Source organism: Sphaerisporangium rufum (genome assembly GCF_016863395.1).
GTDB classification, from domain to species: Bacteria; Actinomycetota; Actinomycetes; order Streptosporangiales; family Streptosporangiaceae; genus Sphaerisporangium; species Sphaerisporangium rufum.
Window position 1 is genome coordinate 12,941 of record NZ_BOOU01000040.1, and the last position, 22,662, is coordinate 35,602.

General features: G+C 73.0%; 16 protein-coding genes. 7 read left to right on the top strand and 9 right to left on the bottom strand.

The window, feature by feature from the left end:
* Positions 1–128 precede the first annotated feature (128 nt).
* The 6 genes from Sru01_RS13470 (at position 129) to Sru01_RS13495 (ending at position 7,218) form a co-directional block, all read left to right on the top strand.
* Positions 129–1,325 carry a PP2C family protein-serine/threonine phosphatase gene (locus Sru01_RS13470; protein ID WP_239137389.1) on the top strand — a complete coding sequence of 399 codons (1,197 nt, stop codon included), beginning with the start codon at positions 129–131 and terminating at the stop codon, positions 1,323–1,325.
* A 140-nt stretch (positions 1,326–1,465) separates the two neighbouring features.
* Positions 1,466–3,046, top strand: coding sequence for a sensor histidine kinase (locus Sru01_RS13475; RefSeq protein WP_203984697.1), 1,581 nt, complete (start codon positions 1,466–1,468; stop codon positions 3,044–3,046).
* Entirely contained in the window at positions 3,039–3,488 is a 450-nt protein-coding gene (locus Sru01_RS13480; protein ID WP_203984699.1) for a response regulator, read from the top strand. The genes Sru01_RS13475 and Sru01_RS13480 overlap by 8 nt, the downstream gene beginning before the upstream one ends.
* Before the next feature lie 218 nt (positions 3,489–3,706).
* Positions 3,707–4,522, top strand: a complete 816-nt coding sequence (gene sdhC, locus Sru01_RS13485; RefSeq protein ID WP_203984700.1) for a succinate dehydrogenase subunit SdhC — start codon at positions 3,707–3,709, stop codon at positions 4,520–4,522.
* Positions 4,523–4,531: 9 nt separating this feature from the next.
* Positions 4,532–6,439 carry a fumarate reductase/succinate dehydrogenase flavoprotein subunit gene (locus Sru01_RS13490; protein ID WP_203984701.1) on the top strand — a complete coding sequence of 636 codons (1,908 nt, stop codon included), beginning with the start codon at positions 4,532–4,534 and terminating at the stop codon, positions 6,437–6,439.
* A complete protein-coding gene (locus tag Sru01_RS13495; protein ID WP_203984702.1) occupies positions 6,439–7,218 on the top strand; it encodes a succinate dehydrogenase/fumarate reductase iron-sulfur subunit in 780 nt (259 codons plus the stop codon). The genes Sru01_RS13490 and Sru01_RS13495 overlap by 1 nt, the downstream gene beginning before the upstream one ends.
* A 259-nt stretch (positions 7,219–7,477) precedes the next feature.
* On the opposite strand, the gene Sru01_RS13500 is transcribed toward Sru01_RS13495, so the two are convergent.
* On the bottom strand, positions 7,478–9,226 hold the full coding sequence (locus Sru01_RS13500) for an RNA/DNA-binding domain-containing protein (RefSeq protein WP_203984703.1): 1,749 nt from the start codon (positions 9,224–9,226) through the stop codon (positions 7,478–7,480).
* A 138-nt stretch (positions 9,227–9,364) separates the two neighbouring features.
* On the opposite strand from Sru01_RS13500, the gene Sru01_RS13505 reads away from it, so the two are divergent.
* A complete protein-coding gene (locus Sru01_RS13505; RefSeq protein ID WP_203984704.1) occupies positions 9,365–9,673 on the top strand; it encodes a hypothetical protein in 309 nt (102 codons plus the stop codon).
* Between the two features lie 13 nt (positions 9,674–9,686).
* Here Sru01_RS13505 and Sru01_RS13510 read toward each other — a convergent pair whose 3' ends face one another.
* The 8 genes from Sru01_RS13510 to Sru01_RS13545 all read right to left on the bottom strand — a co-directional run bounded on the left by Sru01_RS13510 (position 9,687) and on the right by Sru01_RS13545 (position 22,133).
* The gene (locus tag Sru01_RS13510; RefSeq protein WP_203984705.1) at positions 9,687–10,853 is read right to left on the bottom strand and encodes a hypothetical protein; all 1,167 of its coding nucleotides are present in this window, start codon (positions 10,851–10,853) and stop codon (positions 9,687–9,689) included.
* Between the two features lie 194 nt (positions 10,854–11,047).
* Positions 11,048–13,378, bottom strand: a complete 2,331-nt coding sequence (locus tag Sru01_RS13515) for a hypothetical protein (RefSeq protein WP_203984706.1) — start codon at positions 13,376–13,378, stop codon at positions 11,048–11,050.
* A 58-nt stretch (positions 13,379–13,436) separates the two neighbouring features.
* The gene (locus Sru01_RS13520) at positions 13,437–13,847 is read right to left on the bottom strand and encodes a (deoxy)nucleoside triphosphate pyrophosphohydrolase (RefSeq protein ID WP_203984707.1); all 411 of its coding nucleotides are present in this window, start codon (positions 13,845–13,847) and stop codon (positions 13,437–13,439) included.
* 125 nt (positions 13,848–13,972) lie between these two features.
* Entirely contained in the window at positions 13,973–15,064 is a 1,092-nt protein-coding gene (locus tag Sru01_RS13525) for a C40 family peptidase (RefSeq protein WP_239137390.1), read from the bottom strand.
* Entirely contained in the window at positions 15,061–15,708 is a 648-nt protein-coding gene (locus Sru01_RS13530; protein ID WP_203984709.1) for a hypothetical protein, read from the bottom strand. Before Sru01_RS13530 ends, Sru01_RS13525 begins: the two co-directional genes overlap by 4 nt.
* 2 nt (positions 15,709–15,710) lie before the next feature.
* Complete coding sequence (locus tag Sru01_RS13535) at positions 15,711–18,590, bottom strand: type IV secretion system protein (RefSeq protein WP_239137391.1); 2,880 nt, start codon at positions 18,588–18,590, stop codon at positions 15,711–15,713.
* Positions 18,587–21,064, bottom strand: coding sequence for an ATP-binding protein (locus Sru01_RS13540; protein WP_203984711.1), 2,478 nt, complete (start codon positions 21,062–21,064; stop codon positions 18,587–18,589). The genes Sru01_RS13535 and Sru01_RS13540 overlap by 4 nt, the downstream gene beginning before the upstream one ends.
* 37 nt (positions 21,065–21,101) lie before the next feature.
* Complete coding sequence (locus Sru01_RS13545; protein WP_203984713.1) at positions 21,102–22,133, bottom strand: AAA family ATPase; 1,032 nt, start codon at positions 22,131–22,133, stop codon at positions 21,102–21,104.
* Positions 22,134–22,662: the final 529 nt, after the last annotated feature.

Genomic DNA, 22,662 nt, shown 5'->3' on the forward strand with positions numbered 1-22,662 from the left:
AGTCCCCATGCGATCAATCGTGTTCGTCCGGTGATGTCGCGGTTTGGTACATTCATGCGTCCAGACGTCTTTCCTTATATGGTGCAGGGCAACAGGCAAGGTCGACCATCACCCAACAAGAGGCTTCAGTGACCGCGCTCTCGCCCGGCACGCCGCCGGCGCCGGCCGAGATGCAGACGATTCTGCTCATCGAGGACGACGCGGGCGACGCGTTCCTGGTCGAGGAGCTGCTGGCCGGCTCCCCCACCCCGCCGAAGATCATCTGGGCGCGCAGCCTGGCCGAGTCCCGGGAACGGCTGACCGACGACGTCCAGTGCGTGGTGGTCGATCTCTCGCTTCCCGACGCGGCCGGCCTGGAGGCGCTGCGCCAGGTGCTCACCATGGCCCCCGACACCGCGGTGCTGGTGCTCACCGGCCTGAACGACGCCCACATGGGGGTGGAGGCCGTCGCGGTCGGCGCGCAGGACTACCTGGTCAAGCAGGACGTCGACGAGCGCCTGCTCGCCCGGGCCATCAGCTACGCCGTCGAGCGCAAGCGCGCCGACCTGGCCCAGCGCAAGCTCGCCGACGCCACGCGGCTCAGCCGGGAGAACGCCCGGCTGGAGCACGGCCTGCTGCCGGTGCCCATGCTGCGCGCGGAACTGGCCGCCGAGGGCCTGCAGCACCACGCCCGCTACCTGCCCGGGCGCCGCCAGGCGCTGCTGGCCGGCGACTTCTGGGACACCGTGCAGACGCCCGACGGCTCGGTGCACGTGGTGATCGGCGACGTCTGCGGGCACGGCCCGGACGAGGCCGCCCTCGGCGTCGCGCTGCGCATCGCCTGGCGCACCCTGGTGCTCGCCGGGCACACCGGCAACGAGCTGCTGGCCACCCTGGACAGCGTGCTGCGCAACGAGCGCAAGTCGCCGGAGATCTTCACCACCATGTGCACGGTGACCATCGACCCCGACCTGCGGCACGCCCGCCTGCACGTGGTCGGCCACCCGCCGCCGCTGCTGCTGCGCGGCCGGGTGCCCGGCGACGGCCTGGACGTGGTGCCGAACGCGCCGTCCGGGCCGCCGCTCGGCATCTTCAACGGCATAGACTGGACCACGATCGAGCTGCCGCTCGGCGAGGACTGGGCGCTGCTGCTCTACACCGACGGGCTGATCGAGGCCACCGTCGGCGGCGGACCGGACCTGCTGGGCACCGAAGGGCTCATCGGGCTGATCCGCGAGCAGGGCGAGATCGACCTGGACCGCATCATCACCGCCGTCCGCGAGATGCACCAGGACGCGCTGAGCGATGACCTGGCCGCCGTGCTGGTCGGCCGACGGCCGCGGTGAGCGCCCCGGCGGGCGGCGCGCCCAGCCCGGCCGCACCTGAGACACCGCCTGGGACGCCGGCCGGGACACCGCCCGCGAAGCGGTCCGAGCCCGAACGCCACAGCCGCCTGCGCCGCCGACACCGTGCCCCGGAGGGCCACTTGAGCACCCCCGCCCCACTGCCCGCGCCCACGCCGCCGAGCGGCGTCGGACGGCTGCCCCTCGGGCGATGGTTCCTCATCGCCGGCCTGCTGGTGGCGCTGGCCTTCGCCACCGGGGCCGTCCTCACCGTCGCCACCATCGACTCCATGCGTAACGACCGCGTCTCGGTGGTGGACGTGGTCGACCCGGCCGTCATGGGCACCCTGGAGATCACCACCGCGCTCACCGCGCAGGAGAGCTCGGTGCGCACCTACGGTCGCACCAACGAGCCGCAGTACCTCCAGGAGTACCGGCAGGCCGTCCAGGCCGAGGCCGCGGCGGCCGCCAGGCTGCGCTCGCTGATCGGCCGCATCCCCGACCAGCGGGTCAAGGCCGACCTCGCCCGCCTGGAGCAGACCATAACCACCTGGCGGCGCGACTACGCCGACGTGGTCATCGCCAAGGTCCCGGAGCTGGAGACCAGGACGGCCACCACCTACGCCCCGGTCAACACCGAGCGCTTCACCGCGGTGCGGGCGGCCCTGAACGCCCAGCAGGACGACCTGGCCCGGCTGCACGACGCCGGCAGCGCCGCTCTCAAGGCCGGCTGGCAGACCTTCTACGCCCTGCTCATCGCCCTGACCGCCGTGCTGCTCGGCGCCGCCATCACCTTCACCCTCATCGTCCGCTACATCGTGCTGCGGCCCATCTCCCGGCTCACCCAGCAGGTGCGCGCGGTCGCCCTCGGCGAGTTCGACCGCCCGCTGCAGGTCGACCGGCCGGCCGAGCTGGCCGAGCTGTCCGGCCGCGTCGACAGCATGCGCGGCCGCATCGTCCGCGAGTGGCGGCGCGCCGCCGAGGCCCAGCAACTGCTCGCCGACCAGGCGACCGAGCTGCGCCGCTCCAACGCCGAGCTGGAGCAGTTCGCCTACGTGGCCAGCCACGACCTGCAGGAGCCGCTGCGCAAGGTCGCCAGCTTCACCCAGATGCTGGAACAGCGGTACGGCGACCAGCTCGACGACCGAGCCAAGCAGTACGTCGCCTTCGCGGTGGACGGCGCCAAGCGCATGCAGCTGCTGATCAACGACCTGCTGGACCTGTCGCGCGTCGGCCGGGTGGCCGCCGAGAAGACCGACGTCGAGATGCAGAAGGTGCTGGAGACGGCGCTCGCCAACCTGGCGGCCAAGATCGAGGACACCGAGGCGGAGGTCACCCACGACGAGTTGCCGGCGGTGTTCGGCAGCCGGGTCCAGCTCACCCAGCTCCTGCAGAACCTGATCGGCAACGCGCTGAAGTTCCGCGCCGAGGCGGCACCGCGGGTGCACATCTCGGTCCGCCGGGTGGACGAGATGTGGGAGTTCGCCTGTGCGGACAACGGCATCGGCATCGACGGCAAGTACGCCGACCGCATCTTCCTGATCTTCCAGCGGCTGCACCCGCGCGACGTCTATCCCGGAACCGGCATCGGGCTCGCGCTGTGCCGGAAGATCGTCGAGTACCACGGCGGCAGGATCTGGCTGGACGACCCCGACCCCGAACGTCCGGGCACCACCTTCCGGTGGACCCTGCCCGCGAACCCTGGAGAAGAAGAGCATGAATGAATACCGCTTCATCGACGTCCTGCTGGTGGAGGACGACCCGGGGGACGTGCTGCTGACCCAGGAGGCGTTCGAGCACAACAAGGTGCAGAACAAACTGCACGTGGTCAGCGACGGCGAGCAGGCGCTGGCCTTCCTGCGCCGGGAGGGCGACTACGCCGAGGCGCCGCGGCCGGACCTGATCCTGCTGGACCTCAACCTGCCGCGCAAGGACGGCCGCGAGGTGCTGGAGGACATCAAGGCCGACGCCGCGCTGCGCAGCATCCCGGTGGTCGTGCTCACCACTTCCGAGGCGGAGGAGGACATCCTGCGCAGTTACCACCTCCACGCGAACGCCTACGTGGCCAAGCCCGTAGACTTCGACCAGTTCATCAAGGTGGTGCGGCAGATCGACGACTTCTTCGTGAGCGTCGTCAAGCTGCCTCGGACAGGTCAGCGTTCGTGATCCTGACCGGCGAGTGACAGGAATCACACCAGGTCAGCCGAAAAAAGTGAGTGACCCTCCTCACCCGGAGGGTTCACACCGTCGTAACGTAGACCCCCACCGGCGCGCGCGCGTCTGTGTGACCGCGCGGATACAACGCGCGCGGCACCCAGCCAAACGTGAAGCCCGGACCCCACACCCGCGAGGGTGGGAGTCCCCGGGAGGTGGAGAGTTCTCCGATGACCCAGACAACGGCCGGTCGGCCGACCAGTGAGCCGGCGGGGCGTAAGCAACGGGCCCAGATCAAGGCGCGCACCCTGCGCACGGACCGATGGTGGGTCGCCCCGGCCATCACGTTCGCGGCCCTGACGTCGTTCCTCGTCTACGGCTTCTGGGCGATCTTCGACAAGAGTTACTTCGTCGAGCCGTACATCGCCCCCTTCTCGTCGCCGTGCCTGGCGACGTCCTGCCCGGAGGGCGCCAGGTTCCTGGGCCTCGCCCCCTTCGGCGACTGGTGGACCCTGCCGCCCGGCTTCCTGATCCTCGGCCTGCCGGCCGGCTTCCGCCTCACCTGTTACTACTACCGCAAGGGTTACTACCGCGCGTTCTGGCTGTCGCCGCCGGCCTGCTCGGTCGCCGAGCCGCACGGCAAGTACACCGGCGAGACCCGGCTGCCGCTGATCCTGCAGAACCTGCACCGCTACTTCTTCTACGGCGCGGTGCTGATCGGCGCGGTGCTGACGTACGACGCGGTGCTCGCGCTGCGCGACGCCGAGGGCAACTGGGGACACTTCGGTCTCGGCACCGCCATCCTGTTCATCAACGCGGCGCTGATCTGGGCCTACACGCTGAGCTGCCACTCCTGCCGCCACATCACGGCCGGCCGGCTCAACCACTTCTCCAAGCACCCGCTGCGGTACAAGATGTGGACCTTCGTGTCCAAGCTCAACGCCCGCCACATGCTGCTGGCCTGGCTGTCCATGTACTCCGTCATGCTGGCGGATCTCTACGTGCGGCTCGTGGCCAAGGGCATCATCAACTTCCCGTTCGCCTAAGGATCACCAGTGGATATCGAACGTCACGAATACGACGTCGTCGTCATCGGAGCGGGCGGCGCCGGCCTCCGGGCGGCCATCGAGGCGCGGCAGCAGGGCAAGCGAACGGCGATCGTCTGCAAGTCACTGTTCGGTAAGGCCCACACGGTCATGGCCGAGGGCGGTGCGGCGGCGGCGATGGGCAACGTCAACTCCGCCGACAACTGGATGGTGCACTTCCGCGACACGATGCGCGGCGGCAAGTTCCTGAACAACTGGCGGATGGCCGAGCTGCACGCCAAGGAGGCCCCGGACCGGGTCTGGGAGCTGGAGGCCTGGGGCGCGCTGTTCGACCGCACCAAGGACGGCAAGATCAGCCAGCGGAACTTCGGCGGCCACGAGTACCCGCGGCTCGCGCACGTCGGCGACCGGACCGGCCTAGAGATGATCCGTACGCTGCAGCAGCGGGTGGTCGCCCTGCAGCAGGAGGACGCCCGGCTGCACGACGACCCCGAAGCGTACATCAAGGTCTTCGCCGAGTGCACGATCACCCAGCTGCTCAAGGAGGGCCCGGCACCGGAGGCCCCGATCAGCGGCGCGTTCGGCTACTGGCGGGAGACCGGCCGGCTGATCTGCTTCGACGCGCCCGCGGTGGTGCTGGCGACCGGCGGCATCGGCAAGTCCTACGTGGTCACCTCCAACTCCTGGGAGTACACCGGGGACGGCCACGCGCTGGCCCTGCTGGCCGGGGCCAAGCTCATCAACATGGAGTTCATCCAGTTCCACCCGACCGGCATGGTGTGGCCGCCGTCGGTGCGCGGCATCCTGGTCACCGAGTCGGTCCGCGGTGACGGCGGGGTGCTGCGCAACTCCGAGGGCAAGCGGTTCATGTTCGACTACATCCCCGAGGTGTTCAAGGACAAGTACGCCACCACCGAGGAGGAGGCGGACCGCTGGTACGACGACCAGGCCGGCAACCGCCGCCCGCCGGAGCTGCTGCCGCGCGACGAGGTGGCCAGGGCGATCAACTCCGAGGTCAAGGCCGGGCGCAACTCCCCGCACGGCGGGGTGTTCCTGGACGTGTCCAGCCGGCTGCCCGCCGCCGAGATCACCCGGCGGCTGCCGTCGATGTACCACCAGTTCAAGGAGCTGGCCGACGTCGACATCACCGCCGAGCCGATGGAGGTCGGCCCGACCTGCCACTACATCATGGGCGGCGTCGAGGTGGACGCCGACACCGGCGCCTCCTCGGTGCCCGGCCTGTTCGCGGCGGGCGAGGTCTCCGGCGGCATGCACGGCTCCAACCGGCTCGGCGGCAACTCGCTGTCGGACCTGCTGGTGTTCGGCCGCCGGGCCGGCGCCGGCGCCGCCGCGTACGTGGACGGGCTGGCCGCCCGCCCGGCCGCCCCGGCGGAGACGCTGGCCGAGGCCGAGCGGGCCGCGCTGGCCCCGCTGGCGCGCGGCGACGGGGAGAACCCGTACGAGGTGCACCACGAGCTCCAGCGCACGATGAACGAGCTGGTGGGCATCATCCGCAAGTCGGAGGAGATCCGCGAGGCGCTGGAGGTCGTCGAGAAGCTCAAGGAGCGGGCCGCGAACACCGGCGCGCCCGGCGGGCGCATCTACAACCCCGGCTGGCACCTCGCCCTGGACCTGCGCAACATGCTGCTGGTGTCGGAGTGCGTGGCCCGGGCGGCGCTGCTGCGCGAGGAGAGCCGGGGCGGGCACACCCGCGACGACTTCCCGGCCATGTCCGCCGACTGGCGGCGCAGGCTGCTGAGGTGCGGGCTGACGCCGGACGGCGCCGTCAGCGTGGTGGAGCAGGAGCAGCCCGCCATGCGCGACGACCTCATCACCCTGTTCGAGCGGGGGGAGCTCAGCAAGTACCTCACCGAAGACGAGCTGGTGGCCTACGACACGCTCGTGAAGGAGTCCTGATGGGTTACAAGGCCAAGTTCCGCATCTGGCGCGGCGAAGCCGGCGAGGGCGCGCTGGAGGACTTCGTCGTCGAGGTGAACGAGGGCGAGGTGGTCCTGGACGCCCTGCACCGGCTGCAGGCCACCCAGACCCCCGACCTCGCGGTGCGGTGGAACTGCAAGGCCGGCAAGTGCGGCTCCTGTTCGATGGAGATCAACGGCAAGCCCCGGCTCGGCTGCATGACGCGGATGTCGACCTTCACCGAGGACGAGACCATCACCGTCACGCCGATGCGCACCTTCCCGGTGATCAAGGATCTGGTCACCGACGTGTCCTTCAACTACCAGAAGGCGCGGGAGATCCCGTCGTTCACGCCGCCGGACAACGTCAAGCCCGGCGAGTACCGCATGCAGCAGATCGACGTCGAGCGGTCCCAGGAGTTCCGCAAGTGCATCGAGTGCTTCATGTGCAACAACGTCTGCCACGTGATCCGGGACCACGAGGAGAACAAGCCGGCCTTCGCCGGGCCGCGCTTCCTCATGCGGATCGCCGAGCTGGACATGCACCCCTATGACGTGGCCGACCGCAAGAACGCCGCGCAGGAGGAGCACGGCCTCGGCTACTGCAACATCACCAAGTGCTGCACCGAGGTCTGCCCGGAGCACATCAAGATCACCGATAATGCGCTCATCCCGATGAAGGAGCGCGTCGTCGACCGCCGCTACGACCCGCTGGTCTGGCTGGGCAACAAGATCTTCAAGCGCTCCGGCTCCGGCTCCGGCTCCGCCAAGTCCGGCTGACCCGCCCACCCCGCCGAACGCCACCTCCCCGGCGGGGAGGTGGCGTTCGGCGTTCCGGAGGGCGCCGGAGGAGACAAAGCCCGGTCCACCCGAGCCGGTCCTGGCCATCTGCAGGAGCGGGACCCTGAGATGGCGCCGACGACCGGGACGTCGAGCAGGCCGCGGGCCAGGTGCGTCATTCCTGCAAGGCGCTTACCCGGCCGAGAGACGGAGCATCGACTGTCGCTTCGACCGGTGGCCCGACCAGGTGACCAGATCTTCAGTCTGTAGGTTGACCAGCGTGCCCGGTCGGCGGCCGCTGAGGCCGCCTCTTGGAGGGATTGTTCTTTACCGGGAACTTGGGGCCAGGTCCATATCGAACCGCCGTTCCACGCTTCTGCTCGGAGGTACGTGTCAGCAGTTCACGGCCGACCAGATCTCGCAGGATGTCCCGCGCCTGGTAGACATCCACGTCGAATAGACGCTTGATGGTGCGGTTGTTCACTTCGCCGTAGTCCTGCACGTGTTCGATGATCTTCTTGTCGATATCGTCGACCGCGCGACTGTGATAGGCCACGGCGCTTCCCAGGCGGGTGACCGCTTCTGCCCGCAGCCGGTACAGGGGATAGTGGTGCTGCATGGTGGCCCGGGTGGGCTCCAGCACGCTCGCGGACTCCGCGGCCAGCCGACGCAGTGCCGCCTGCGCCTCGTCCGGCGATCGTTGTATGACCGGTGCGACCTCGGACGCGCGAACCGTACGCTTCGTGCAGAGCATGCGAATGATGAGCATCGCATCCGTGTCATCCTGCTCCTCCGCGGGGAGCGAAGCCACGAACTTCGCTATGCGCGTGTTGGGTGGCTCCCCTCGAAACAGCACAGAGACCCGATCGGCGTCTTCGCCGATCAAGGGAACATCCCGTCCGGATTTGATCATCTCCCGGAACATCCGGTCCACCCCTTGCCCGACCTCCTCGGCCAGACCGAGCAGTCGGAAGCCTGCGGCCAGAGCGGGATAGCGGGCTCTCGACCCCCTCGTCAAAATATTGCTGGTGGTCACACCGGACACCAAGGGCCCAGGGGAATCGATGCGCAGATACTGAGGGGAATGCTCAACCTGAACGGGAGCCTTCAACCGCCAATCACCATGGATGAAGGCATTGACCAGTGCCTCACGGATCGCCGCTGACGGATAATCTTCGATCTGAAGCTGCCGGCCGTCGGCGAGCGTCACCGGTGTGATCCCCTGCCGGGCTCTGATCGCCTGGAAGACATCCTCGAAAGCAAGGACCAGTGGAGATCCCAGACGCAGGATCGCGTCCGCCTCACCGGATTGCGTCCGCTTGTGCTGGTAGACCACCGCATTCAATACGCTCTGGCACAGCATCAGTTCACCGGCACGGGAAAGTCGCCCGTCGTTCGCGATCGCGTGAAGCGCTCTCAGCAGGTCGATATCATTGAACTGGGCATATCGTTGCCGCGACGGGTCCGCCGAACCGGCGAGCAATCTCCTGCAGTACCTGAGGGCCAGCGGATCGACCTCGTCCGGGGAGCGTCCGCTCGTAGTGGCCGACCAGTCGAAGCCACGACGTTCCTCCGCCAGCCTTGTAACGTCGAGCGGGCGCATCGGCATGCAGTCTGAACCGATCCGCTGATACGTGTACCCCTTCACGGTGGAATATACTTCCAGGCCCTCGGGAACAAGTATCTCCAAAAGTCGCTTGCCGAAGAACTCGACCTCTTTTATTTCTACGAGCAGCGATGGGGTGGTGAGCTGATTAATCTTCGCCCTAAGAGTCAACGTGTCCAAGGAACAGCCGACGAAGGCCTCTTCGCCGGGCAGGTTGTCCACTACGCCGACCACGATCACACCGCCGCTTGCATTCGCGAAGCAGACGCAGGCCTCGGCGAGATCCTGAAACGCCTCTTTCGGATTGGACTTCTGTTGTTTGAAGTCGAGCGTCTCGCTCTCACATTTAGCCGCCGTCGTTCCCGCCAAGATCTTCTTGAGCGCCGGCACTGAGGACGTCACCTTTGAGACTCCTTTGGGGCTACTGTTGGGCCAACAGTAGCCCCAAAGGAGTCTCAAAGGCCAGCTTCGCAACACCTCGCCACCGAACAGGCCGGTCCGCCCGCGAGCTACCGGGTCGGCGGAGTTGACCTTGACGTGGTGAACGCCTACGTCGCCGACCCGGACACCGGCTCGCGGTGGCAGGAGTGGGACGCCGAGATGGCGGCGCTGGCCGGCGCCGGCGCCGACGACCCGGACGTCGAGCAGGCCGCGGGCCGGCTCTACGCCCGCCTGCCGGACCTGCTGCCACTGGGACCGGGCACGGCGCCGCCCGGAGCCGAGGTCGACGTCGCCGCCGCGGGCCGGTTCGGCATGATGATGCTCGCCGATCTGAGCCCGGGCCAGCGGCGGGTGCTGGAACTCCTCGTCGACTACGGCCGCCGCGAACCGGAGAAATGGGGTCGGTGACCGGCCGGACGGGTCAGGAGCGGCGGAACAGGCGGCGGAACAGGCCGGTGCGGGGCTTCGCGTGCCCGGCGGGCCCGGCCGCCTCCGTCGAGATCACCTCGGCGGTGGTGAAGCCGGCATCCGGCACCCCGCCGGCCGCCGGAAAGACGGCCGTACCGCCGGGAGGGGCGGGCGGCACGTCAGCGGGCGGCCAGGGCTCGGCCGGCCCGGCCGGGAGGGCGGGACCGTACCCGGAGTGGTCGCCCGGGGCGAGCGGATAGCCCTGCACCGGTACGAAGCTGATGATCGGCGCGTACGTGGCGCCGCCGTGCTGGATGGGATACCCGGGGATCGGCATCATCCCGGGCGGCAGGTCGTCACCCGGGCGGCGCGGCCCGGCGCGGCGGACCGCGGCCGCGTGCGCCATCCGCCGGATGCGGCCCTCGAACACCCAGACGCCCAGCATGACCAGCAGCGCCAGCAGCACGCCGGGGATGGCCAGCTTGCGGCTCAGCGTGAGCTGGTCGTACTCGGGTGAGGCGTTGCGGATCACGATCGGCTGCGAGTCGGGGTCCGGCTCCTCGAACCCGGCGGGGCTCGGCGTGGGCTCCGGCGTGGTGGCGGGCATGGTCGGGCTCGCCGGAGCCAGCGACAGCTGCGGCTCGGGATCCGCGCTGGGCTGCTGGCTGAGCTCCTGAGTCGGCAGGATCGGCGCGGCGGTGGGCACGGTCGACGGCACGGTGGCCGGCGGGCTGATCGGCGCCGGATTGGTGGCGGGCGGCGGGGTGGGCGCCTTGCTGGTCTTCGCGGGCGCCGGCTTCTTGGTCGGCGTGGGGGTGACCGTCCGCGTCCGGGTGACGACGGGCGCGGGGGTCTCGGTGATGGTGATCGTGACCGTGGGCTCGGGCTCTTCGTCGGCCGGTTCGGCCGGGCCCGGCTCGTCGGTGTAGTCCGGGTCGGTCGGCTCGACCACGTCCGGGTCGGCCGCCGCGACGGTCGCCTCCGGCGAGACCGACGGGCTCGGCGTGGCGGACGGGTCGGACGGGTCGGACGGCAGGATGACCGTGGGGTCCGCCACCGCGACGCCGGCCGCGTTCGCCCGGGGCGCGGTCAGTGGAGCCGTCGCCACCAGCACCACGCTGGTCAGCCCGAGCGCGGCCAGCACGGCGGAGACGGCCGTCACCTGCGTGCGTCCGCTCACCACTGCCCTCCCGCCGAATGTTGTCCAGGCCATATTAGGCTGGCAAAAGTAACAGTAAAGGGCGATTGACGGCACAGATCGGGGAGTCAGCCCGTTTCTCCTGGCCGCGTCGCCCCGGCGAGCGAATATTTCGGTGCCGGACGGCGGCCGGGCCGCCGGGCGGCAGGCACCCGGCGGCCGGTGAACCCTCCTCGCTACGGGCGGGGCTGCCAGCGGCGGCGGAGCCTCATCTGCAGCGCGAGGGCGCCGAGCAGCAGGAGCACCGCGGTCGCCGCGGCCGGCAGGCCGCGCACCACGTCGATGCCGCCGCGCTGGGCCTCGGCGAGCAGGCTCGGCCTGGCCGGAGCGTGCGCCTGCGGCAGCGGCGCGCCCGGAGCACCGGGCAGCGGCACCGCCGGCATCCCCGGCGCCGGGCCGGGTCGGCCGGGGACCGGTACGCCGCCGGGCACCGGAGCCCCGCCAGGAGCCATCGGCGCGCCCGGTACCGGCGGCTGAACCTGGCCCGGCGCCCCGGCGCCCGGGGCGAGCACCGGGCCGGGCGCCGGGACGCCGGGCGCCGCGGCACCGGCGGCCGGCGGCATCGCGGTCGCCATGGGCATGCTGAGCGCGGGCGGGGCCATCGGCGCGGCCAGCGGCGGCGGCAGCGGCGCGGGCACCGGCGGGCGGACGGCCGGCGGCATGGGCACCGGCCGGGACCGACCGGGCACTCCGGCGGGCGCCGGCCGCCCGGGGACGCCGGCGGCCGGCCGGGACGGCGTGCGCCTCGACCGCGCTGCGGTGCTGTCAGGGGTCCGGATCCCGGGACGGGCCGCGATGCCGGACACCGGCCCTCGGTGCCCCGCCGCCGGGTGGCCCACTGCCAGGGGTGACGCGGTGTCGCCGGCCTCGCCCTGCCGGCGGGTGCCCGCGTCGCGGACGGCCGGCGGCCGGACCACCGGCTCCCCCGCGACGGCGTCCGGCTCACCGGCCGGTGGCCGCACCACCGGCTGCCCGGCCGACTGTACGGCGGGCTGCACGGCGGGCTGCACGGCGGGCGAGACCGCCGGGGTGGTGCCGGCCGATGCTCCGGCGCTGCCCGTCTCCTGCCGCCCGGCACCCGGAAGCTGCGGACTCCGGGGCGGCACGGCGGGCCAGACCGCCGGGGCGGTGCCGGCCGATGCTCCGGCACTGCCCGTCTGCTGCCCGGCACCCGGGAGCTGCGGGTCCGGCGGCAGCACGGCGGGCGAGACGGCGGGAGTGGTACCGGCCGACCCTGGGGCCAGCGGGCCGGCGAGAGCACCGGCCGGGGCAGCTCCGGCCGGATCGCCGGCGCCCTCGGCCGCGGGCCGGACACTCCCGGCCGGACCGGGGACCGCCGCGTCCGGAGCGGGCGGCGTGCCCGGCGCGGCGGCGTCCGGCCGCACCGCATCGGGGTGCCCGGTCGCGTCCACAGGCGCCGTACCGAGGTCCTCCGGAACGGCCGCGCCCGAGATGCCGGCGAGCGTGCCGCCACCGGCCGGGAACGCGCCGCCGGTGCCGCGCGGCATGGCATCGGTCCCCGCGCCGGGGACCGGGGTGGTCCCGGTGCTCTTGGTGTCCGGCGCCACCGCGGACCGCGGCCCGGTGCCGGCTTGCGGGGCCGGGCCGCCGGAGCCCGCGATGCCCTGGTCCGTCCGGCCGTCCCGGCCGGCCGGCACGGTGCCGTCGCCCGAGGTGGTGCCGGCGGCCGGGCCGGGCACCGTGCCGGAGCCGGTCTTCGGTGTGGAAGCGGCGGGCCCGCGCGGCCGGGAGCCGGCCGGGCCAGGGCCGTCACCCGGAACGCCGGAGCCGTCGCCGGAGCCCGGGACCGGCGGCCCGGAGGAGATGGAGGACGCCTCGGACGTCGAGACGGACATGGACCGCCCGGCGGCCGGCGAGCCGTCGATGCGGACCTTGACGTCCGCCAGCCGGCTGATCCACTGCACGCCGTGCGGGTCGCGCATCTGGGCCAGCGCGGACAGGCCGACCTCGCGGGCCGCGCGCGGCACCCGGATCGCCACCTCCACCGTCTTGGTGCCGGCGATCTGGCCGAGCTCGCAGACCCGGGGCCGCGGGGCGGACCGGCCGGCCGCCGCCGTGCCACCCGCCGCGCCGGCCGGGGCCGTCCTCGCGGCGCCCGCCGGGCGGGACGCCGTCGCGCCGGTGGCGTCCGCGGCCCGGGAGCCGGGAACCGCCGCGACGCCCGCCGGGCCGGCGGCGGCCGCCCGGGAGCTCTCGCAGCCGACCGAGGCCGGCGCGTCCCGCGGGATGGCGGTCACCGCCAGGCTGGCGCGCTCGGCGTCACCGTCCAGGCTGACCTGGAACCGCAGCACGTCGCCGGGGTGGATGGGCGCCCGCCACCGGTCCGGGCCGTCCACACCCACCAGGCGCACGCTGAGATCGGCACCCCCTCCGGCGTCCGCCGCGCCGCCCGGCCCGCGGGCCGCCGCGCTCGCGGCCGCTCCGCCGCCCAGGACCAGCACGCCGGTCCCCACCATGCCGCCGACCACTCGCCAACGCTCGACCACCGCAACTCACCCGTTCCCCCGACACGAGACGCGACTTATCGGTCACGCTGCGTAACTGTCAGGTTCCACCGTAGCGGCTTCGCCCGTCGGGGATGAGCGCCTTGACCGCATGCACGATCGGCCGGTCGGCCGGCAGCCACGCGATGTCGAAGAGTTCTTCACGGGAGAGCCAGCGGAGCGCCAGATGTTCGTGCGGATACGGCTCGCCGGACGACAGGCCGGCCAGCCAGACGCGGATCACGTATCCCGGGCCGAGCGGCCAGTCACCGCCGATCCGGCGGCCCAGCGCGACTTCGACGCCCAGTTCCTCCTGACATTCGCGGACCAGCGCCTCTTCGTCGGTCTCGCCCGGGTCCACCTTCCCGCCGGGGAACTCCCAGCCGCCGGCCATGGCGGGCGGGCCGGCCCGCTGCGCGGCGAGCAGCCGGCCGTCCCGCACGATGGCGGCCGCCACAACAATCTTCTCCATGCGGGTAAAGACTAGGGAGTCGGCCGCCGCCACGCAGGACACGCCGCGAGCCCGCCGCCGGCCGTGTCGCGGCCGGCCGGTGCGGTGCGGGCGGTGCGGTGCGGCAGCGCGGGCGCTGCGGGCGGTCAGGTGGCGCCCAGGCGCTTGATCTGCGCCAGCACGGCCGGATTGCGCAGCGGCCGGGTGTAGCCAACGATGTTCGGCCGGTCCCGGTAGGTGGTGACCTTGATCGGCCCGCACAGCGTGCAGCGGGCCTCGACCATCTTGCCGGGCGACAGCACCAGGCCGACGTGCCCCGGGCTGCTGGAGGACGTGCCGGGGCCGGCGTTGAAGAACACCAGATCGCCCGCCTTCTCCTCCCCCTTGGCCACCTTCTGGCCGAACGGCCACTGGCCGAAGGTGGTACGCGGGATGGACAACCCGGCCGAGCGGTAGGCCATGTAGATGATGCCCGAGCAGTCGTAGCCGCGCGGCCCGGTGCCGCCCCAGATGTACGGCTTGCCGCGCTGGGCGAGCGCGTAGGCGAGGATCTTGGCCACCAGGTCGGACGGCGCCGCTTCCACGATCGGCTCGTCACAGGCCGGGTCGGCCTCCGGCGGCACGTCCAGGGTGCCGTCCGCCGCGTACCGGCGGGCGATCTCCAGCACCTGGTCGACGTACCAGATGGCGTGGTTGTAGGCGAAGACCGCGCGCCGCAGGTCGGCCGGGGCGCCGTTGCGCTTGAGCATCTTGGCCGCGCCGAGGATCGCGTCCGCCGGGTTGTAGACGTCGGCGATCCCGTCGTCGTCGCCATCGGAGGCGTAGCCGTTGAACTTCGACGGGATCTTGATCTTCGCCTTGCCGCCCCAGGTGCTGATGAGGAACTGCATCGGCCCGGCGGCCCCGGCGTAGTTCACCCCGCCGCGCACCCCGGGCAGGCTGGACCGGCCGTGGTCGGTCTCGCGCTTGCCGACGGCGGCCAGCAGCGTCCACTGGACGCCGATCTTCTTGCCCCACTTCTTGTAGTACTCGAGATAGTCGGACGGAATGTCGGACCTGGCGGTGGTGGAGACGTTGGTGACCTGGACGGCACCGTCGTCGGCGCAGTCGTCCCGGGTCAGCGAGCCACCGCCGAGGAACGAGGGGAACGTGCTCATCAGCATCGGCGCCATGACCAGCGTGAGCAGCACGACGCCGGCCAGCCCGAGCAGCAGCGCGATGCGGACCCGCGAGGTCACTGCCCCTCCCCCTCGGCACCGCCCCCGGTGTCCCCGGACTGGCCGGTGGTCGCCGGTTGCAGGTCGAACACCCGCCAGCCGGTGCCCACCTGGGTGAGCGTGACGGCGTAGTCGGCGGTCTGCCGCCGGGTGCCGTTGCGGTCGGTGATGTCCTGCACGGCGGTGACCACGACGGTGACCGACCCGGCGGCGATGTCCCGGATGGCGGTGAGCTTGGCCGACCCCTGCGAGACGATCTGCTCGGTGCGGTTGTGCTCCACCGTCGCGGGCGTGGTGACGTCCCGGGCCAGGACGGCGCCGAACTCCGCGGTGGTGAAGCCCTTGAGTCGCTCGGCGTAGGAGGCGGCGTCCTCGTCGTGCCGGAAGGTCGCGTAGGAGGTGGCGAACCGCCGGGCCACGTCCGCGGCCTCGGCGATCTGCGCCCGGGTCACCGGCAGGTAGGAATAGATGTCGAACGACCCCGGACTGGCCGCGGGCGGGTCGGCGGCCGGCGGCCGCGCCGGCCCGGTGGTGATCACTCCTGCCGGTTCGGCCCGGCCGTCGCCGCCCGCAGCGGGGCGCAGCGACAGGTAGACGCCGACCCCGGCCAGGGCCAGCACCACCACGGCGAAGACGATCTTCCGCCGGTCGTCGCCCAGTGCCATCGTCAGTCCTCGTCAGGGCCGGCCGCGCGCAGCCAGAACGGCGACGACTCGTTCTCGCCCCGGCCCGCGGCCGGGCGGGGCGGCAGCCAGAGCGGCGGCGCCTGGTCTCCGCCGGACCGCCCGGCCGCCCGGCCGTCGCCGGACCGCCCGGACCCGCCGAAGAACCCGCCGGACGAAGAACCGGACGGCGGGCCGCCAGAGGACCGGCCACCGAAGAAGCCGCCCGACGAACCCGATGAACCGGACGAACCGCCGCTCGACGACCGGCCCGACCCGCCACCGAAGAACCCGGACCCGCCGGACGACCGCCCGCCGGACGACCCGGACCCGCCGGACGACCGTCCTCCGGACCCGCCGGAGGCCCGGCCGGACGAGCCGCCGGACGACCCGCCGAGCAGGCCGCGCGGCCCGCCGGCGGTGGAGCGCGGCCCGCGGGCCCCCTCCGACCGGCGCGTACCGCCACCGGACGACCCGCCGGACGGCGAACCGCCACCGGCCGGGCCGGCCGCGGCCGACCGGGACGCCCAGCCGCCGCCGGGCCGCCCGCCGAACCAGCCACCGCCCGCACCGCCGCCAGAGCCCGACCCGCCGGCGGAACCCGACCCGCCGCCGGCGCCGGAACCGCCGGCCGCGCCGGAACCGCCGGCGGCGCCGCGCCGGACCGCCGGGCGGGGGCCGGTGCCCGCCGGGCCGCCGGGCCGGCCGGACAGGTTGAGCGGCGGGGCCGCGCCCGTCCTCGGCACCGCGGTGCCGCGCCCGGTCGCCTTGCGCCGCACGCCCGTCTGGCCGTCCCCGTCCAGCGGGACCGGCTGGGCGCCGACCGGCACCCGGGTGCCGGACTGCTGCCCGGCACCGCCCGGCACCTCCTCGCCGCGCACCCGGCCCTGGGCGACGCCGGAGGCGGCGGCCGCCGCGGCCGCGCCGCCGGCCGCCATGGCCGCCGCGTTGAGCACCGGTTCGGCCTTGCGCAGGCCCCAGCGGCCCACCCGCGCGCTGGCCACCGGCGGCAGCGCGTTCGCCGCCCGGGACAGGGTGGGCGCGGTGGTGGCCTCGCCGAGCATCCGAGTGGCCAGGGTGTGCCCGTCCATGGACGAGAACAGATGCTGGAACGGCCGCCGGTAGAAGAAGACGGCGATGGTGAGCAGCGCGATGAACATGATCTGCATGCCCCACGGCAGGTTCGTGGCGATGATCAGCGCGTAGCCGTAGACGAGCACCCCGAGGACCAGCGCGAGCACGGCCTGCCGGAGCAGCGTGCCGATCAGCATCTCCACCCAGCGCATGGCGATGATGCGCCCGGTGCCCGGATGGACGCCGATGAGCAGGAAGACCGGCCCGAGGATGAGCAGCAGCAGGAAGCCGACCTTCAGCGCGATCAGCGACACCGCGACCAGGAAGATGAGCACGCCGGCGACCATCGCGGCCAGCAGCGCGCCGATCGCGATACCGAGCCTGCTGCTCCAGTCCTTGCCCTGGAAGAGGAAGAACATCGGGGTGCTCTCCAGCGGCTTGGCCACCTCCTGCTCGTACTTGGCCTGGTGGGCGTCGGAGGCGACCTTCTGCCCGGACGCCTGCTCCTGCAGGTCGGTGGCCTGGATGTCCAGCAGCTTCGGGGCCATGACGGCGACGACCGGGGCCCGGGCGTCGGCGGTGCCGAACTCGCCCATCAGCCACGGCTTGCACACCAGGGTGGACCACAGCGCGTCGGCGTTCTGGTCGACGCCGGGCGTGCCGCTCTGCCCGTACCCGCCGGGGCCGGCCTTGGGGTCGGCCTGGCCCTTGAGCGGCAGGCAGGACGCGCCGCCGGCCCCGGGCAGCCCGCTGAACGCCGAGTTGACGACCTCGCCGGTCTTGTCGGTGACCTCCTTGCCGAGGCCGGTGAAGTCCCCGGGCCGGCTGAAGAACCACACGGCCGCGGTGACCGCGAGGATCATCCAGATGACGCCCTCGGCGGTGGTGCTCGCGCGCTTGCGGATCAGCCCGTACCAGGCGAGCCAGACCGCGGCCAGCAGGATGATCACCCGCAGGTAAGGCCAGTACATGGCCTCGGCCAGGTTGGTGACGATGTCGTCGACCACGTCCTTGATGGACTGGAGCGGTCCTTCGGTGGCGGCGGCCTGGTAGGTCGTGATGGTCATCCGGTCGATGTCCTTGGCCCAGGTGAACACCGTGTTCGCCCAGGCGTTCCCCAGCACCGCCGCCACGTCGGTGCAGCCGAGCCCGTAGGTGTGCCAGAACTGGCCGGCCATGCCGTACCGCTCGTAGTTCGTCTTGGGCTCGGGCACCCGGGCGTCGGCCCCGGTCACCCCGGTCGCGGCGACCGCCCCGGTCGGCGCGGTCCGCTCGGCGCCGGCCGCCGAGTCGGGCGGCGGCGGCTTGACCAGGCCGTCCACGCCCGCGCCGACGATCTCCGGCGCCAGGTCCGGGGACAGGTCACAGGGCCCCGCCGCGCCGGCCACGCCCGGTGAGAACGCGATCGGCACCACCAGCACGCCGGCCAGCAGCGCCAGCACGACCAGCGCCTTGCGCCGCAGCCGCTGCCGCCGGGTCCGGGACCGGCCGGCCGGGCGGCGGGCGCCGGGGACCGCGCCGGCCCTCGCCGCCGGCACCGCCCCCCGCACGCCCAGCACCCACAGCGGCCACATCCCCCAGACCGCCCACGTCTCCCGCGCCCACCGGCCCGCCGCCCGCGCCCGCCGGCCGGCCGAGCGGCCCGCCCGCCCGCCCGCGCCCGCCGGTTCCACGGTGTCCGCCGTGCCCACGGTGCCCGCCGGGTCCATGCTGTCCGCCGTGACCATGCTGTCCGCCGTGACCACGGTGGCCGCCGGGCCCGCCCGCCGCGGGCCCGGTCCGTCCGCCGTCTCGCCGCCCGGGTCTCTCATGACCGCACCTCCTGCGCCGACCTGCTCGCCCGCCCACCTGGATCATGCAGGCTCTCGCCGGGTTTGTCGTGGGTCGGATTGGTGTCCAGCCACCGCAGCAGCTCCTCGGAGATGAGGTCGACACCGATCCGGCCGGCCCGCCCGTCCAGGTCGCGGAAGACGCACTCGCCGTTGCCGAGCGCGCGCAGCGCGGCCTTGTGCTCCTCCGACGGCTCCAGGCCGAGCAGCGCCATCACGTTCTCCACCTCGACCCGCTCGGTGGAACGGAACGCGAACACCGAGGACAGGCAGTTGGTGACCTGCTCGTTCAGCAGGTCGCCGGCGTTCTGCGACACCAGCACCAGCGCGGTGTTGCGCGAGCGGCCCATCCGGGAGACCTCGGGCACCAGCTTGGCCCCCTCCGGGGTGGAGGTGATCGCCCACGCCTCGTCCAGGAAGATGGCCTTCGGCGCCCGGCGGTCCAGCCCGTTCATCAACCGGCGGGCGAACTGCGACACCAGGTAGAGCAGCGCCACCGACAGCCGCTGCTCGTAGGAGTAATCGTCCCGCGCCGTGGCGACGTCCGGCAGGGTGAGCCCGCCCAGGGTGAACACGGTGGTCCAGCCCTCGGTGTCGATCTGCTCGCCGCCGGAGGCGTCGAAGCACAGCCGGGCCAGGTGCATCTCGGCCATCGAGCGCAGCACCGCGCCGAGGTTGCGCGACGCGGCGTCCTCGGCCTGCTCCAGGTGGTCGACCACCTTGCCCAGCGACGGGTCCGGCGCGTTGGACACCGTGGCCACCGCCTGGATCATCGCCGACTCCCGCTCCTCCGACATGCGGGGCAGCAGCAGCCGCAGCGTCTCGGTGGCCATGGTCTTCTTGGTCGCGATGTCGTCGCCGAACGAGAACGGGTCCAGCAGCCCGGGCGCCGCCGAGCCGAGCGGGATGACCCGCGCCCGGCGCCCGCGGCGGCGCAGCAACTCGACCAACGACTCGGCGTCCCCCTTGGGGTCGATCACCGCGACCGTCACCCCGCGCAGCGCCATCTGGTAGATGAGCAGCAGCGCGAGCGTCGTCTTGCCGCCGCCCGGCTCGCCGGTGATGGCGATGGCCGTCGGGCGGTTGCGCGTCGCGGCGACCAGCGGGTCGAAGTGCACGATCGCCCGGGCCCGGCCCAGCGTCTCCCCGATGTACGGCCCGGCCCAGCCCGCGCCGGTCTCGTCGGCGCGGTCGCCGAGGTCGACGGTGGCGGTGGCCATGCCGCCGGCGATCGTGCGCAGCGGCTGCCGCTGGGCGTAGGCGTTGACCCGCACCCGCTCGCCGGGCAGCGACTCGCAGAACAGCGAGAACTGGTCGCCGGTGGAGTTCACGATGTCGATGCCCATGTCGCGGTAGTGCTCCACGACGGCCTCGACCCGCTGCACGCACATCTCCTCGGTCGGCGCGGCCACGATCAGCCGGTGCCAGCCGTACACGAACGGCAGCCGTTCCTTGGTGATGCCGTGCTCCAGCATGCGGGCCGCGTCGATCTGCTCGGCCAGCGCCAGCGGCGCCTCCGCCCCGGCCTCGCGGATGTGGATGTCCATGTCACGGGCGTGCGCGAGCTTGCGCGCGACGTCCTTGCTCGCCTTCACCGGCGGGATGAGGCGCATCCGCGAGCTGACCTCGACCGGAAACGGTAACTGGTCCATGAAGTGCAGCCAGGGCTCGCCGTCCGGGAACGGCATCAGGTCCGGGAACCGGGCGAACGACAGGTGCGCCACGTAGGAGTCGCCCGCCGGCTGCTCGATGCGCAGGAACGACCGCCCGTTGTGGATCTGCCCCTCCACCAGGGACTCCACCTCGCCCTTCCCCCACCGCCGGGACGGGGTGGCCGACGGCGGCGGGTCGCCCAGCGAGCCGGACGCGGCGTGCCGGAACAGCCACGCCACCTCGCCGGAGGTCGCGTGCCGGGCGTACAGCGCGCTGGACGACAGCGCCCGGCCCAGCCGCTCGGCCTGTTCGGTCCACTTGGCGATCTCGGTGGCCGGGATCTGGTCGTCCTCGATGCCGAGGGACCGCTCGCTCTTCTGGTAGAAGCCGAAGATCTGGGCGAGCACGCCGGTGCCGAGCTGCGCACCGCGCGGGCCGAGCCGGACGCCGAGGTAGACCTCCTTGGTCCAGAAGTCCTTGGCCCAGACGTGCCGGTACATCTCCTCCAGGTAGTCGCGCCAGCCCTCCCCCTCGTCGGAGGTGGCGTTGAGCGCCATCGCCCACTCCGCCGCCGGGTAGGCCCGGTGCGCCACCCGCAGGTGCACCTCCGCGTCGCTCATCCGGATCGCGGCCAGCGCGATCGTGATGTTGGTGGCCAGCGCCTCCCGCTCCTCGGCGGTCACGAACTCGTAGCTCACCGTGGGCAGCCGGAAATAGGCCCAGGCGGCCGTGTCGGTCAGCAGGACACGGTCGTCGAAGTAGCGGACGGCCAGCCGGCTGCGCGACCGTGATGACCGGCCCATCAGCCGGCCCGATCCGCGCGCCTGGGTCGCTTGCTGGTCACTGGGCCACTTCCTCCTCGCTCGGACGGCGGATGGCCGCCAGCCCGCTCACCACCACTCCCGCCAGGGCGACGTACGCCCGGCGCCCGCCCGGCCGCAGGTGGCCCGGCTGTGCCGGCCCCGGCCGGCCCGGCGCCAGCTCGTCCTCCCAGGGCACCCGGACGATCGCCCGGCACCGGCCGCGGGCCACCGCCTCGGCCTGCTCGACGCCCGCCATGCTGCGCCGGCTCACCCCGTTCACCACCATGATCGCGCGGCGGCGGAGCTCGACGGACCCGTGCCCGTCCAGCCAGTCGAAGGTCATCGCCACCGCGTCCGGGGCGTCCTCGCTCGCCGGGGCCACCAGGATGAGCTGGTCGGCGTGCGGCAGCATGCGGGCGGCCACCGCCGCGGCCGGATCGACCACGATCAGGTTGTAGTGCCGGTCCAGCACCCGCATCGCCGCCGCCAGCCGCCGCTCGGAGAACAACCCGCGGTCGGCCAGCCGGCGGGCCGCCGCGGCGTCCGCGTCCGAGCCGATGACCTCCAGTCCGGAGTCGCAGCGGGTGGTGTAGGAACGCATGCTCAGGTAGCCGCTGATGCCGTCCAGGCAGGCCATCAGCGAGGTCAGCGACTCCGGCGACTCGGCGGCGATCCGGCCGGTCATGGTGTGGTCGCCGACGCCGGCGTCCACCGCCAGCACCCGGCCGTCCCGATAGCGCGCCAGCGTGTGGCCGAGCATCAGCGCCGTCGTGGTCTGCCCGGCGCCGCCGGTGCAGCCGAGGACGACGACCCGGCGGCTGCCGGTGAACGGCGTCCGGGCCCGCGCCTCGTCCGCCTCCAGGCCGTCCTGGCGGCTCGGCCCGCCGCCGCCCACGACGACCTGGGCCAGCCGCCGCCAGCCGCCGGACTGCTCGCGGCCGACCACCGACTCCACCCGGCGCACCCGCGGCTCCTCGCCGCCCGGGGGCCGCGCTCCGGGCACCGACGGCGCGGCCGGGCTCGCGGTGCCGCCGGCGCCGGGCACCGCCCGGATCGACAGCGGCGGCACTCCCCGCCCGTGCCTCTCCTCCCGCCCGGTCCGGGTACCGGGCTCGGTGGCCGGTGCCTCCGCCGCCGGCCATTCTCCCGCGGTCCCCGTCCCCGCGGTCCGCGTTCCCGCGGCACCGGCCTCCGGCCGCCCTTCTCCGCTCTGCACGCCCGGCCGAATCGGCCGGCCGCCTTCGCTCTCCGTGCCCGGCCACGCCGACCGGCCGCCTTCGCTCTGCGTGCCCGGCCGCGCCGACGGGCCACTTTCGCTCGCCGCCGACGGCCACGCCGGCCGCCCGCCCTCGCTCTCCGCCGGCCGGCCACTCTCGCTTTCCACCGCCGGCCGCTCGCTCGCGGGTGCGGACGGCACCGGCCAGCCCACCACGGGGCCCGGGCGGGCGGGCGGCTCCGCCGGGGGGCGTCCCGGCGCACCGGCCGCCTCCTGGCCGGCGGCCGGCCGTACCGGCCAGTCGATCTGCCGCGGCGCCGGCCCGAGGACCCGCCCGAACCTGGCCGGCGGCTCGGCCGGCGCCTGCTCGGCGGTTCGCTCC

Excerpts from the sequence above, each read along its gene's own strand:
- Sru01_RS13480 (WP_203984699.1), top strand. The coding sequence starts at position 3,039 with ATGAATGAATACCGCTTCATCGACGTCCTGCTGGTGGAGGACGACCCG.
- Sru01_RS13540 (WP_203984711.1), bottom strand. The coding sequence starts at position 21,064 with ATGGGCCGGTCATCACGGTCGCGCAGCCGGCTGGCCGTCCGCTACTTC.
- Sru01_RS13530 (WP_203984709.1), bottom strand. The coding sequence starts at position 15,708 with ATGGCACTGGGCGACGACCGGCGGAAGATCGTCTTCGCCGTGGTGGTG.
- Sru01_RS13520 (WP_203984707.1), bottom strand. The coding sequence starts at position 13,847 with ATGGAGAAGATTGTTGTGGCGGCCGCCATCGTGCGGGACGGCCGGCTG.
- sdhC (WP_203984700.1), top strand. The coding sequence starts at position 3,707 with ATGACCCAGACAACGGCCGGTCGGCCGACCAGTGAGCCGGCGGGGCGT.
- Sru01_RS13535 (WP_239137391.1), bottom strand. The coding sequence starts at position 18,590 with ATGAGAGACCCGGGCGGCGAGACGGCGGACGGACCGGGCCCGCGGCGG.
- Sru01_RS13495 (WP_203984702.1), top strand. The coding sequence starts at position 6,439 with ATGGGTTACAAGGCCAAGTTCCGCATCTGGCGCGGCGAAGCCGGCGAG.